General features: G+C 40.9%; 12 protein-coding genes and 3 pseudogenes. 11 read left to right on the forward strand and 4 right to left on the reverse strand.

Going from position 1 to position 12,934, the window contains the following annotated elements; all coding sequences use genetic code 11:
* The first annotated feature begins 23 nt into the window (after nt 1-23).
* From dinG to rsmS, 4 genes and pseudogenes are all read left to right on the forward strand, one after another.
* A pseudogene (gene dinG / locus PGX00_RS12025) lies at nt 24-2,095 on the forward strand (ATP-dependent DNA helicase DinG).
* Between the two features lie 46 nt (nt 2,096-2,141).
* Nucleotides 2,142-2,912, forward strand: coding sequence for a TSUP family transporter (locus PGX00_RS12030; protein WP_272136727.1), 771 nt, complete (start codon nt 2,142-2,144; stop codon nt 2,910-2,912).
* Nucleotides 2,912-3,436, forward strand: coding sequence for a primosomal replication protein PriC (gene priC, locus PGX00_RS12035; RefSeq protein ID WP_272136729.1), 525 nt, complete (start codon nt 2,912-2,914; stop codon nt 3,434-3,436). Before PGX00_RS12030 ends, priC begins: the two co-directional genes overlap by 1 nt.
* Complete coding sequence (gene rsmS / locus PGX00_RS12040; protein WP_272136731.1) at nt 3,437-3,610, forward strand: pleiotropic regulatory protein RsmS; 174 nt, start codon at nt 3,437-3,439, stop codon at nt 3,608-3,610. It begins immediately after the preceding gene.
* Between the two features lie 19 nt (nt 3,611-3,629).
* On the opposite strand, the gene PGX00_RS12045 is transcribed toward rsmS, so the two are convergent.
* The 3 genes from PGX00_RS12045 to cowN form a co-directional block, all read right to left on the reverse strand.
* Nucleotides 3,630-4,175 (reverse strand): chalcone isomerase family protein, encoded by a 546-nt coding sequence (locus PGX00_RS12045; protein WP_272136733.1) that lies wholly within the window; start codon nt 4,173-4,175, stop codon nt 3,630-3,632.
* 388 nt (nt 4,176-4,563) lie between these two features.
* The gene (locus PGX00_RS12050; RefSeq protein ID WP_272136735.1) at nt 4,564-5,925 is read right to left on the reverse strand and encodes a patatin-like phospholipase family protein; all 1,362 of its coding nucleotides are present in this window, start codon (nt 5,923-5,925) and stop codon (nt 4,564-4,566) included.
* Nucleotides 5,926-6,275: 350 nt separating this feature from the next.
* A complete protein-coding gene (gene cowN, locus PGX00_RS22925) occupies nt 6,276-6,560 on the reverse strand; it encodes a N(2)-fixation sustaining protein CowN (RefSeq protein WP_407702355.1) in 285 nt (94 codons plus the stop codon).
* A 397-nt stretch (nt 6,561-6,957) separates the two neighbouring features.
* Between cowN and PGX00_RS12055 the strand changes: the two genes are divergently transcribed.
* From PGX00_RS12055 to PGX00_RS12070, 5 genes and pseudogenes are all read left to right on the forward strand, one after another.
* Nucleotides 6,958-7,317, forward strand: a complete 360-nt coding sequence (locus PGX00_RS12055) for a hypothetical protein (RefSeq protein ID WP_272136737.1) — start codon at nt 6,958-6,960, stop codon at nt 7,315-7,317.
* Between the two features lie 17 nt (nt 7,318-7,334).
* A pseudogene (locus tag PGX00_RS22930) lies at nt 7,335-7,640 on the forward strand (cache domain-containing protein); the annotation flags it as partial.
* A 21-nt stretch (nt 7,641-7,661) separates the two neighbouring features.
* Entirely contained in the window at nt 7,662-9,308 is a 1,647-nt protein-coding gene (locus tag PGX00_RS22935; protein WP_407702390.1) for a putative bifunctional diguanylate cyclase/phosphodiesterase, read from the forward strand.
* Nucleotides 9,309-9,463: 155 nt separating this feature from the next.
* Nucleotides 9,464-9,601: pseudogene (locus PGX00_RS12065) on the forward strand (MATE family efflux transporter); the annotation flags it as partial.
* A gap of 291 nt (nt 9,602-9,892) precedes the next feature.
* Nucleotides 9,893-10,021: a hypothetical protein gene (locus PGX00_RS12070; RefSeq protein ID WP_272136741.1), complete on the forward strand. Its 129-nt coding sequence runs from the start codon at nt 9,893-9,895 to the stop codon at nt 10,019-10,021.
* A 104-nt stretch (nt 10,022-10,125) separates the two neighbouring features.
* Here PGX00_RS12070 and htpX read toward each other — a convergent pair whose 3' ends face one another.
* Nucleotides 10,126-10,989 carry a protease HtpX gene (htpX, locus tag PGX00_RS12075; RefSeq protein ID WP_272136743.1) on the reverse strand — a complete coding sequence of 288 codons (864 nt, stop codon included), beginning with the start codon at nt 10,987-10,989 and terminating at the stop codon, nt 10,126-10,128.
* Between the two features lie 543 nt (nt 10,990-11,532).
* Here htpX and PGX00_RS12080 point away from each other — a divergent pair.
* Both PGX00_RS12080 and PGX00_RS12085 read left to right on the forward strand, forming a co-directional pair.
* A complete protein-coding gene (locus PGX00_RS12080; protein ID WP_272136746.1) occupies nt 11,533-12,090 on the forward strand; it encodes a fimbrial protein in 558 nt (185 codons plus the stop codon).
* Between the two features lie 72 nt (nt 12,091-12,162).
* Complete coding sequence (locus tag PGX00_RS12085) at nt 12,163-12,882, forward strand: fimbrial biogenesis chaperone (RefSeq protein ID WP_272136748.1); 720 nt, start codon at nt 12,163-12,165, stop codon at nt 12,880-12,882.
* The last annotated feature ends 52 nt before the right edge of the window (nt 12,883-12,934 follow it).

Consider the following 12,934-nt stretch of genomic DNA (forward strand, 5'->3'; position numbering starts at 1 on the left):
CATTATCAAAAGTTGGCTCCGTTATGCTTAATCCTAAAGTCCAAAAATCGATTCGTAATAGCTATCAGAATCTGCAGCACCAGTTAGATAATTTTGTTCCTAGACGCGCACAAAATTATCTGGTGGCTGAAATTGCTAAAACGTTATCGGGTGACTATCACAAAAAAAACCGAATCATTGTGGCAGAAGCAGGCACCGGGATAGGTAAATCACTGGCTTATTTAATGGGGGCCATTCCTTGTGCTGTGTTGAACAATCGAAAGGTGGTTATCTCTACCGCCACTGTCGCTTTACAAGAACAGCTTTTAGATAAAGATTTACCACTGTTTCGACGCATTACCGATTTAGACTTCTCTTTTATCCTTGCTAAAGGCAGACAGCGATATTGCTGCGCGGAAAAACTAGCGGCCGCTTCTGGCGTGGATGGCGGTCAACTCGCCATGTTTGAGACCAAACCAAAGAAAAAAGATATCGAACTGCTGGAAACCATGTATCGATCTCTGGTTCAAGGAAAATGGGATGGCGACAGAGACGCCTGGCCAAAGCCAATTCCAGATGCGCTTTGGCAGACCATCGTTAGTGATAAGCACAGCTGCAATAACAGCCTGCCCGTTCACCGAGGCTGTCCATTTCAGAAAGCGCGTTCTGAACTGGATAAAAATGATGTCATCATTGCAAACCATAGTTTGGTTATGGCCGATATCGATCTCGGTGGTGGCGTAATATTGTCTGAGCCAGACAATACGATTTATATCTTCGACGAAGCGCATCACTTACCCAAGGTAGCAAGAGACCATTCATCCGCCGCTGCCAGCCTTAAAGGTGCAACACTTTGGCTAGAAAAACTGAATCAAAGCTCAAGTAAGTTTGCCAGCCTTGCGGATGAGAAACGGGTCAATCGTTTCCGAAATGAATTACAAGATTCAATCCAAGAGCTGGTTCCCGCTTTAAATCAACTCAGTAAGCAGTTTGATGCGACCCAATTTGAAGATAAGGCTTATCGGTTCGAGCACGGTGATCTGCCTGAATGGCTTGAAAAACAGTCCCAAGAATTGAAACTGATATCCAGTAAAGCGAGTCTAGCCCTAGGGAAAATAGCCGACCTTATAGCCGAAAGGCTAAAGGATGGTGAGCTTTCTAATAAAATAGCAGAACCTGCCTTGGCCGAGATGGGTTTTTATAGCCAGAGGTTAGAAAACCTCGCCAAGGTTTGGCATTTAATGGCCGAACCGAAAAAAGAAAAAGGTGCACCACTAGTTAAATGGTTAGAGCTGAACCCAGACCGCGAGGGCGATTTGATTGTCAACGTGTCACCATTGGAAGTTGGCTGGGAACTAGACCAAAAACTGTGGAGCCGGTGCGTCGGTGCCGTATTAACATCGGCAACCATACGAGCACTAAACTCTTTTCAATTCTTCTGCAATCAAGCGGGGGTCAGTCATAAAGAGGAGGATGGCGTTCAATTTTTGGCTTTAGCTTCACCTTTTAATTATCAGGATAATGCCCAGTTATTGGTTCCAGCAATGAAATACGAACCACAGGCACCACAATTTACTGAATACCTAGCTGAGATTCTCCCCCCTTGATTATGCAAGATAAGGCGAATCTGATTCTTTTCGCTTCATATTGGCAAATGAAGCAGGTAGCGGAGATCGTTGGACCTCTATTTAATAAAAATGGGTGGGCTCTCCAAGTTCAAGGAGAATCGTCACGCACAGCTATTCTAAATAAACATAAAACGCTGACACAATGCGGTAAAACAAGTGTCTTGTTTGGTACTGGTAGTTTTTCGGAAGGACTTGATTTACCCGGAGCACTGCTTGAAAACCTTGTTATCACTAAGATTCCTTTTGCAGTCCCTACTTCACCGGTAGAACAGGCGCATTCCGAATATATAGAGAGTCGCGGCGGCAATCCTTTTATGCAGATTTCGGTGCCAGAGGCGAGTAAAAAACTGATCCAATCTGTTGGTCGTCTACTGCGAAAAGAACAAGATTCTGGTAGAGTCGTCATTCTTGATCGAAGAGTCATCAGTAAACGGTACGGAAAGTTGCTACTTGACGCTTTACCCCCATTTAAACGAATGATTGAATAAAGATTATTTAGACCGATCTGACTAAAACCTAGGTACCGGAAAATTTATGGAAATGTTAGAACCAACCATGTTGGTTATTTTGGCTTTAGTCGCGTTTGCTGCTGGCTTTATTGATGCGGTTGCCGGAGGCGGTGGAATGTTAACCGTGCCTGCATTACTCTCTATTGGGCTTCCACCTCATGTGGCGTTAGGGACGAATAAACTAGCGGCAACCTTTGCCTCATCCACTGCCGCCATCACTTTTTATCGAAAGCGACTGTTCACTCCAGAGCTTTGGACCCACGCTTTTTTCGCAACCTTAATTGGGGCAACCATAGGCACGCTTGTGGTCGATGCGTTAAGTACCGAGTGGTTAGAAAAAGCGTTGCCGGTGATCATTCTGGCAACCGCTATCTATACTATTTGGCATAAAACCCCCGAAGCAAACGAAAACGTTTTACCAAAGCCCTGTAAAAAATTAAATAAAATTCAATGGGCTCAAGGGTTAACACTTGGGTTTTATGATGGTGTTGCTGGGCCTGGGACTGGTGCTTTTTGGACAGTAAGCAGCATGGCTATCTATCGCATGAACATACTGCTTTCTTCTGGTCTTTCAAAAGCGATGAACTTCACCAGTAACCTTACTTCTCTAGTCACTTTTGCCCTCTTGGGGCATATCAATTGGGTACTTGGCTTAACAATGGGTGTCTGTTTAATGGTTGGTGCTTTTGTTGGGGCTCATTCCGCTATTCGATTTGGCTCAAAATTCATCCGCCCTGTCTTTGTGACTGTAGTGAGCATACTTGCCATCAAATTAGGGTACGACGCTTGGTTTTGATGAAACAGTTTAATCAATTAGAAACCCACTTAAATCAGCTCATTGCTAAAGCCAAAAAGCTCGACAAGCACAGAGGTGCGCTCCGAAAGGCGCTCTTTGATGAAAAGCTATTCAGTTGTCGTTCTCGGTTACTGACCCCCTGCGTACTTGAAGCTAAAGCCACGTATGAGACGATAGTTCGCGAAAAACAATCTGATACGCTGTCACTTGCACTTGCAGAACACCTAACCGAAAAGCTGATGAATCAAATTAGCGCCATTTCTCTTGAACTCGTCGCGCTAAACCCCTTTGATTTAATAACGAACAAACAAGAAAGCATTGAATCTCTCACAAGCCAACTAGCCCAGCATAAAGATTGGGAAAATCGATTGATTAAATTAGTCAACGAGAAGCAACATTCTTACTCTATTGCAGAAGATAAACACGCGGCAGAACTGATACTCAATGCGTCAAAAGAGCGTTTAAGCCGATGCCAGCAGTCTAAGGCTTCTATCGAACTACAGATGCTCGAAAGGAAGAAATAAATGACAAACAAAACACCTAGTCCACTAGATAGCGCACCTGATGAAATTAAACTTGCTGTCGACCTTATCTATTTGTTAGAAAGTAACGATGTTGATCCAGTCACCGCGCTCAATGCCCTTGATATCGTCAAACAAGATATGGAAAAAAAGGTCAACAACACGGTACCTAAATAAGAACACAACGAAAAAGTCGTTATTTCATACCTATCAGACCAGCTCTATGTTTTGGATATTCTGTACTTGGCGATAGCCAGATAGAGAGGAAAGCGTCATTGAGCTGTTCACTGTCTATTTCTCCCAACTTGATCTCTTTGCTATTTTCGCCAAAGAAACGAAACTCCCCTGCCGTGCCGTCGGTAACGTAAACCAACCGCTCACCTTTTTTTACACTTTTGTAGATCGAATCCAATTCCAATAACCACTGATCTTGCAACTCTTGGCTATAACCTAAGTTAATCCATTGCTCTTGAGTCGCATTGATCAATTGTTCCTTAGTAATGTCTTGCTGATAGATAATAGACAGTGCCATCGGATGCGGGGTGACATCGTTACTCTCTAAATACTGACCCGTTGGTGATTTAAGCTCTGACTTATAAATGTTGAAAAACAACCAACTGAGATCGGCTTTGCCTACTGTAGGCCAATTTTCCCACTTGGTATTGTCTTGCCAGTTAGGAGAACTCGCCATTGCCACACTTTGTATGAGCGGCAATAGCCATAAAACACGCAACCATTTCATTTTCGCACCTTTTTTCCCTGTCTATTTTTTGTACAAAAATAAAGCAAGAACTATTCCGGAACGAAAAATGCAGCGAATTTGATTTACGCTCATTCCCACGTGGATGAACCGCCCCCACAATGACTTCTTGCTTGGGAGAATCGATAAAATATAATTTTTATATATAGAAATGCAATTAGCAAGACAAGATCGATTTGCACCTGCGTTAACGCTCAAAATAGACATAACATCTAGCGCACAACGGTATTTACCTAAGTCTTTCAGCGACTCAAGGCGCGGCGTTTACCCATGCAACTCAACCTGTTTTTTGTTGACTTTCTGCTCCATTAGGCATCCAGTATGATTAAACGGATGCCTTTATCAAAGATAGTTATGGAAGCCTTTTGTTTCAGTCCTTCTTCATATCTTTACGGATATCTTGGCGGAAACGAACAAAGTCTGGGTTGTTTTGCAACTGGCTATAGCCTTCTAGGATAGCGGCGTCGACTTGTTCTTTTTCAAGCGATAACGCGGTCGGAATATCGTTTAAGAACTTCCTCGTTTTGTCATCCAATACAGCGGACGGTGACAAATTTATGTTAACGAAATAGGTTTTTACTGAATTGCCATACTCAGCCGATGTTTCGACATACTCCTGCATCCATTCCTCTACTGTATTTCGCGTACTCGCGTTATAGCGGAGAAACTGAATGTTTGACATCGCGCTGACTGTATCTGTAATACTGGGCTCTTCTGCAGACAGGTTAAACGAGTTTTCAGGGACTGCAGAGGCATCAACAGAAATAATAACGTAATGGGAGGAAGGTTTTTTACGCCTGCTTTCATAAAACTCTAAATCTCTTCCCGCAATTTTAGCGGTATCATACAGAGAAAGTAGCCCTAAATTATCCGTGATACCACCATCAATTAGATGAACAAATTTCCTTTTTTCTTTGTCTTTATACCCTAGCAAGCCATAAACCGTGGATCGAGTAATAGCCGGAACGTTTCCAACATCACCTTCGAGGAATCGGTTCTTAGACGTATCACAGGTATCGTGATTTTTAAGAACCACAGGATTGAACACTACGGGTACTGCGGAAGAAGCGGCGACGGCATTTGCGACTGGGTAGCTAGAAAGCTCTGAACAGAGTGGATCAAAGTACTCTTGCAAAAATGAAAACCGCACTCCATTCCCTAGATCAGAGGCGTTGATAATGACTAATGGACCACCAGCTTGTTGTAAGTCTGCGAACGTCGCTCCTTTAAACAACCGATTTTGGTAATACTCTATGGCCTTATCTGTCCTGTTTTGATCAGAAAACCATTTCGTTGGATCAAGCAATGCCCCAACAAGATCACCATCGACATCGTAATAAAGAAAGTCTTCCTCAAATTGACTAAAAATCTTTTCACCAAACAAGCCATAGTAAGCCGCAACAAAACTACCACCAGAAACAGAGCTAATCACATCGACCTCATCAAGAAGGCTTTGGTGGTCATTTTCTGGCAACGTTTCTGCACGCAATGCCTTTAGCACCCCATAAGCTATCGCTGCGGCTCGAGTTCCACCACCCGAAAGTGCAAGAACGATAGTATAATCGCCACCAGGCGTTTGCTCTGCAAAGTTCTTTATAGAATACGCCGATGCTAAGTTCTTTTTAGAGTAAGAGTTATTCATTGTTGCTGCGTAAGTAGAACCAACTGTTGCTGCGTAAGTAGAACCAACTGTTGCTACAGCGATCCAAATCACTAAAATCCATCGCTTCATTTATCTTCCTTATCTCATCTAATGCAAACTCATTGTATCACCTAGATTGATAATTAAGTCAAAATAGATAATCGCGCAATATTCAACCCGATACTAGCGGTCAACTGTCATCGTCTCAAAGCCGTCTATGTGTTAACAGCCCATTTACGCTTTTTTACGGTTATTAGATTGAGATCCATCTCTAGAATTGCTGTATACAAAAAACAAACATTACCATGGGTGCCACTTTGCCCCTTATTTTATTGGTGATTGTTTTCTTCATACAGGGCTTTTGTTTTTATCATGCGCAAGCCGGTAAATATCGTTTAACAACCTATATTTGTGTGGGTTCTATTCATCATTTTCGTTTATTAACAACATTCTTGCTCTAGCTGATACAATAAATTTAAAGCTATAGTATCTTCACAATCTTTGAAATACGCATATAACGTATTAATTTGATTACCTATGAAGTGAAGATTATCATGTGACATAAGCAATTGTTCTTCGCGTTTAAGAGAAAAGTATTGTCGCCACTTTTCATTCCCATTGCTTTCTTTTATGTGCTTAACCAGCATCTCTATCAACTTGTTAGCATTTTCATCGCAGTCAATATTACAAAATGACACGTATCGGTCAGATTCATGCTTAAACATAGTTACCCCTGCTCAATTAATTCAAGTAAAACTTTACTCATAAGCAAAAAGAAAGCCAAAGGTAACTCATTGTTATTAAGCCATTTTTAATGCGGCATTTTACCTATTGTAAGTAAAATGTCGTAAATAATACAAACTCACAATTTTTACTTCGACCAGCAATGCAACATAGAAAAAGCATTTGAAATAATTGTTTATGAACATGTTATTTGATCGTCGTTCTTTTTTGAGCAAAAACGAGCGTGAATAGTTCACTCTTACCCCTCCATTCAAATAACTATTCGTGTCCAGAAATATCAGAGACCACCGTTGCCTATAGTGACTGGTTTGTTATTATCAAATATAGCGGTATGATATCAACCCTAATAACATAGAACGTTATTTGTTTAGGTGGAATGTGTTTAAAGAAAAAAGGAAACTTTTTTGGGGGGCTATCTTTGTACTTATCGCCTTGATGAGTGCACAACTCTATGTTGCTCATTATATCGTTGCGCCTGCTGTCGTAAAAGAGAGTGTTGCTAAAGCTAATCTTCAAGCTAAGCTGATTGAAAAAGAACTGACTATAAAATTCTCTGAGCAGGCAGCGCTGACGAAAAATCTTGCAGTAATTGCCTCTAGCGTCCCACTCATCCGACATCGTTTTATCGATAATATTGGTATTCTAATAAAAAACAGTACCAATATTGCTGGGGGCGGTATCTGGCCCGAACCCTACCAGTTAATTGATAACCAAAAAAAGCCTCATTATTTTGGGTAAAAACAAAGGACGGTCAATACCGACTTGATGAAGGTTATAATTCGCCAAAAAGCGCCCCTTACCAGAATGAGCTCTGGTATCAGAGCGCTAAAAACTCGCCACCTAACCAGTGTATCTGGTCACAAGCCTATATTGACCCGCATTCCAATGTTCCTATGGTGACCTGCTCTGTCAAAATCGAACGTGAAGGCCGTTTTTGGGGCGTAGCAACAATAGATATTGAGCTTAGCGGAGTGAATCAGCTTCTGATGGAGATCAAAGCACAGTCGGGTATCGTCAGCTTTATTCTGGATAGTAACGAACAGTTTGTTGCTACCTCACTGCCGCGAAATTATGACCTTCTGATGAAAAATATAGAAAAGGTCGCCAACTCAGATTCATCACTGACCTCTTTGGTTGCAGCTGTTCACCATTCAGATAGCTCCTTTGTTCAACTCGATTCCAGCTTTCTTGGCTCAGAACGCGCTATCCTAGTCGTTAACGAACTCATCGATCAGAACTGGCATATAGGTGTTATATTTCCAGACTCCATTGCAAAAAAACAAATTAATCTTCTAAACAACTACTTTTACCTTTTTATCGTTTTTCTTAGTATTATTTTTGCAGCCGTCATCATCATTACTTTTATTATTGGCTTCTGGAATGTAACACTCAGTAAGACAGTAAAAACTAAAACTGATCAACTCGTTGAAGAGTCTTTTAAAGACAGTTTAACTGGCTTGCCAAATCAGTCTGGGATGTTTACCGAGCTCGATCAGAAAATTCGTGTTGCCGAAGCGTCTTCTGAATCCAGCTTTGCCATTCTATTTATTGATATCGACGATTTTAAAAAGCAAAACGATAGATTTGGACTCGCCAAAGGAGATCAGTTACTAAGACTCGTCGCTTCAAGACTGAAATCAGCAATGAGAACTTCAGATTTTATATGTCGCTTTGGTGGCGATGAGTTTGTTGTTATTACTAAAATTTCTAGTGAAAAGCACGATGCAGAAGCGGTTTGCTCACATTTACTGAACACTATAAAAGCACCGTTCCTTCTCGATGGCAAAGAAGTTAACATCACCACCAGTATAGGTGTTGCCTGCTATAACAAAGATGGCAGTCAGGTTACCGAATTGTTAAGAAATGCTTCTATTGCGAAACGCGAAGCAAAAAATACGGCCAGAAATAGCTTCAGCTTCTCTTCAACGGATATGAATAAAAGAACCTTGCGTAAAATGACGCTTGAAGAAAATCTTAAAGGTGCCATTGAGCGCGGTGAGATAAGTATTGCTTATCAACCTATTGTTGATTTAGCCACTGGACAACCTCGAAAATTTGAAGCCCTTGCCCGCTGGACTAATCCAACCCTTGGCGTTGTTCCTCCATGGGAGTTCATTGAGTTGGCTGAACGCAATGGTACGATTTTAGAGCTAGGTACGTATATATTGAAACAGTCTCTTTCGGCTTGTTCCCGTATGCGTGACCGCCACAACCAGGACTATATGATTGCAGTAAACGTCTCACCAAAGCAGTTTTACGACCCACACTTTGCTTCTCATGTAATACAGATTCTGATTGACTTGCAGTTACCAGCAAATTGTCTGACTTTGGAGATAACCGAAGGCGTATTAATTGATAATAAAGAAAAAAGTGAAGCTGTTATTCAGGAACTTTGTGCTAGTGGCATTAAAATAGCAATGGATGACTTTGGTACTGGCTATTCCTCTCTAAGTTATATTCGGAATTATTCTTTTGATATTATTAAGATTGATAAAGAGTTTATCGACGATCTCGTTACCGATCCGAAAAGTATGAGGCTCGTTGAAGCAACTCTGGCTATGGCCAACAGCCTAGGTATTGATGTGGTGGCAGAGGGTATCGAAGTTATCGAGCAAGCCGAGCTTTTGAAGCAAAAAGGTTGTAAATACGCTCAAGGTTATTTATATGCCCGTCCTTTAAATGAAGAGGCCTTAGAAGCCTGGCTACTGGATTCTTATTGGAATACGTAACCATACTGCTACCTCAGTAAAACCCGCTCTATAAGACCAATACTTGACCCTACAAAATAAGGTGTTTATACACCCGCGGCCTAACGGGCACAACCTAAGATACACACCGCTATCCTGCCATCATTGGTGTATATATATTGGTGTTTAGAACTCCCATGCTAACGAGACTCCGTCCTATTACTCGTGAATCGAGTACATTAATGCGCCTATCCATTCCTATTATTTTGACTCAAATAGCGACTCAAGCAATGGGGTTTATCGATACCACAATGGCCGATCAAGTAAGAACCGCACATCACTACCAATGAATGCCGTACCAATAAGCTAAAACAAAATCGCGTTGCGGCCTCTGTGCTATAGCACGACTACAATGTCATCTATGGTATCGGAAACCCAAGAAGCCGGGCCATGGGTAAAAAGAGCACTACAATTAGCACAGTGTGATGAAACTCAAAAGAGCCTAATCCAATGGAACGTTGTTTCATAATAAAGTATTTCCAGAGCACCTGATGTAACCAAGGCGCTTACCTCAAAAACTACCGTATCCGTTTTATTGAGGGGAGTGTCCTTGTATTGTGCTGTATTTGACAACTGTACCAAAAGTAAATTTGCTAGATGTTCCGGCTCTAGACAAAGCTACGGCAATAGATGATAACGAAGACGACTATCACGGAGCTGACGCGTGGATCATGGAGCTGACGCTTATCTCGTAAGAATAACGTTGGTTTTTGTGGGGCTGAGTTGTTTTAATGTAGTAATAGGTTGATTTGTATGGCTAAGGTTAGCCATACAAATCACAAACTTATTAGACAGGCTGTTAACTATTTCTCAAAGCATCTATGCGTTTATCAAGCGGTGGATGGCTCATCAAAAGCTGCATCATTGTCTGTTTACCATTGATACCAAAGGCCATCATTGAACCTTCTAACTGAGGTTCGTGGCTTACTTTTAGCCGTTCTAAAGCGGCAATCATCTTATGCTTACCGACCAAATTTGCCGCTCCTGCATCGGCATGAAATTCACGATGACGGCTATACCACATGGTAAGGAAGCTAGCGAGAAAACCTAAAACCATCTCTAAGAAGAATGAAACAGCAAAATAGAGCATCATGTTGCTCCCTTGTCCTTCGTCTCTATTGCCTGAAGAAACAATGTTTGCCACAAATCTAGAAAGGAAGATAACAAACGTATTTACAACACCTTGCATCAAAGTCATGGTAACCATATCGCCATTTGAGATATGACTAATCTCATGAGCCAACACTGCTTCTGCTTCATCACGTGTCATGTTTTGCAATAAACCACTTGATACCGCAACCAAGGAATCATTGCGTTTTGCACCCGTTGCAAAGGCGTTAATATCTGGCGCATCGTAAATTGCCACAGTAGGCATCCCGATACCAACTTGTTTTGCTTGTCTTTCAACCGTACTAAGCAACCAATGTTCTGTTTCGTTTCTTGGGCTCTCTATAATTTGACCGCCAACCGAACGCAACGCCATCCGCTTAGACATTAGCAATGAAATTAATGAACCACCAAAACCAAATACCGCCGCCATGACTAACAAACCACTTAGGCTACCCGGTTGCATACCCGTGGTTGCATAAACAATATTTAAGACAATGCTTAATACCATTACAACGGCTAAGTTGGTTGCCAAAAATAACATAATTCGTTTCATTTACTTTCTCCAGTAAAACACTTATTGGTCAGTTGACCTTTTATTATAGTGGCACTCATATATTAGAGAACGCCATATTTTAATTTATATATAGTCTCCGATTTTGATTTCAAGGTTAAGACATAAATTGAAACAAAATGTCATTAATGGACTTTGATTAAATCTGAGTTAGCTTTTATCCGTTATTGAACAAGCAAAGGCCAAAAATAATAGGCACAAATTTTGGCCATTTTGGACTGCGAACACTCTAATAAAAAGTTTTCGCCTATTCCTGATGCGCCAAACATCAAAACCTCGATCTTAAACTCAAATACAAAACAAGAAATACCACATTAAAAGCCTACATTACAATAAGTTAACTAATATTGGCATGTCTGAGCACTTTTGTATTTTGTTCTGCTATGCCAGTACATGTATCGCAGAGGTATGATTGCAAAAGTTCAGCCGTATTAATAACAAAATGTACTGCACATTGAGTTTGTTTTGGCTGGTTATTTGAACAAAACAACTACTTTTCTTCCATATAACATTAAGGCATACCCAATGAAAAAAATAATCCCTTTAGTCAGTATCATTGCTTTACCAATGGTTGCGCTAACGGCACAAGCAAATTCAGGTACCATCACATTTGCTGGCAAAATTACCGCTTCTACTTGTACAGTCGTTGTTGATGGTCAGGGAGCTGATGCAACAATCACACTGCCTACAGTATCAAAAGATTTATTAAAAGCTGACGGTGATACCGCAGGTAAAACACATTTTAATATCGTAATGAGCAAGTGTACGTTGGGGGGAACTCCGGCAGACACGAAGGTTTCTACCTATTTTGAAGCGGGCTCTACCGTTGACGTAAGTACAGGCTTTTTAATTAACAGCGGAAGTGCAACAAAAGTCGCTTTACGCCTTACTGATGGCACAACGAATGCAGCAATCAAAGCTGGTAGCGAAAGTCAAACTTCAAACAATACTTTCGCAACAGCAGCTGGTGCCAGTGGCGCTGCTACTGCGTCTTTACCTTACGCTGTTGAATACATTGCAAGTGGAGCATCTACTGCTGGTACGGTAGCAAGTTCTGTCACTTACAACATTATGTATAAGTAATTTTATTTTTTAATTAAATATGGCGGGGTTGTGCCTGCCATATTTCCATAGATCTTTGAATATAGGTGTGTAATGTTAATTTCCCGATTTCTTCAATTGTTATTTATTTCGTTTTCAATTTTGAGTGTTTTCTCTACTCAGGCGAGCGTTGTTATTAATAATACTCGTGTTGTTTACCTAGATAATAGTAAAGAAGTATCGGTCAAACTTAACAATAATGGCAATAAACCTGTTTTAGTTCAAAGTTGGATAGATAGTGGGGACCCAGACCAAAACCCTTCAACTATTCAAGTTCCTTTTATCTTAACACCACCAATTAATCGAATAGACTCGAAACAAGGTCAAACACTACGTATTTTTTATACAGGTGAGGAACTATCGACGACAGAAGAATCGATTTTTTGGTTAAATGTATTAGAAATACCCGCTAAAAATAGTGATTTAAAAGACAAGAACACATTACAGCTGGCATTTAGAACACGATTAAAACTGTTTTTCCGTCCATCTGATTTACAAGGTGATGCGAATGATGCCGGTAAAAATCTCGTTTGGGATGTAATAGGCTCAGGACTTAAAGCAACAAATCCAACACCTTATCATGTATCGCTGACCCGCGTGAGTATCGAGATTAACGACAAATCTTATGATAGCGAGGCGGTTATGGTTTACCCCAACAAGTCACAGATTTTTAATTTTTCGGACTTACCCGCTATTCCATCTGGAAGCAAAATAATTATCAACTATTTAGATGACTATGGCGCAACGAAAAGTTTCGAAAGTATCACCCAATAATAAGCCTTAACTAACAGTCATATATTATTAACCATTTTAAATTCTAACTTTT

This window comes from Vibrio algarum, assembly GCF_028204155.1.
GTDB lineage: Bacteria > Pseudomonadota > Gammaproteobacteria > Enterobacterales > Vibrionaceae > Vibrio > Vibrio algarum.